Raw genomic sequence first — 911 nt, 5'->3', positions numbered from 1 at the left:
CTGGTGATGGTGTGGTGCAAAAATCGGCTTACAACAAGTTCAACGGGAACTACGTGTTCATCAAGCACAGCAATACTTACATTACCAAGTATCTGCACTTAACGAAGCGCACAGTCAAAACGGGTCAACGTGTTAAACAAGGTCAAACTATCGGTACGCTTGGTGGAACAGGTCGTGTGACAGGACCTCACTTACATTATGAGTTCCTAGTAAATGGCGTACACAAAAACCCAAGAACAGTGAATTTGCCGCAATCCAAATCGTTAACAGGTAAAGCAAGACAAACCTTCATGGCGAATGCAAAAGTCAGTATGGACAAGCTGGATCGTTACAGTAAGTTACTGGCAATGAGATAAACGGAAAAGTAAAAAGAGGCAGCATTACGCTGCCTCTTCGCTTTCATCAGGTTCGGGCTTAGCAAGATGATCTCTTCCCAACATAAGCAAACAAGGCGTAAGCACCAACGTCAACACCGTAGCAAATGCCAATCCCCCCGCTACTGCCGTCGCTAACTGAGACCACCATTGCGTACTCGGCGCACCAAATTCGACTTTTTGATTAACTAAATCGATGTTCATTTCTAGAACCATCGGTAACAACCCTAAAATGGTCGTAATTGTGGTTAATAGCACCGGTCTCAAACGTTGCACACCGGTCCGCAGGATAGCCTCTGCTTTGTCCAGTCCTCTTTTTCTCATTTGGTTATAAGTATCAATCAGTACAATGTTGTTATTAACGACGATACCAGCCAGAGCAATCACACCAATGCCAGACATGATGATGCCGAATGGTTTTTGGAAAATAAGCAACCCAGCAAAAACCCCGACCGTTGAAAACAGCACCGCACTCAAAATCAAAAATGCCTGATAAAAGCTGTTGAACTGCGTGATGAGAATGAGCGCCATGACGCC

General features: G+C 44.8%; 2 protein-coding genes. One reads left to right on the top strand and one right to left on the bottom strand.

The window, feature by feature from the left end; translation table 11 throughout:
- Positions 1-356 (top strand): M23 family metallopeptidase (locus tag R7R78_RS24975; RefSeq protein ID WP_225474482.1); only part of this gene is annotated, 356 nt, incomplete at its 5' end.
- Between the two features lie 24 nt (positions 357-380).
- On the opposite strand, the gene R7R78_RS24970 is transcribed toward R7R78_RS24975, so the two are convergent.
- The coding region (locus R7R78_RS24970; protein WP_225474481.1) for an efflux RND transporter permease subunit at positions 381-911 on the bottom strand (531 nt) is incomplete at its 5' end.

This window comes from Vibrio sp. 2134-1, from assembly GCF_033339495.1.
This window is presented reverse-complemented; position numbering and strand designations above follow the sequence as displayed.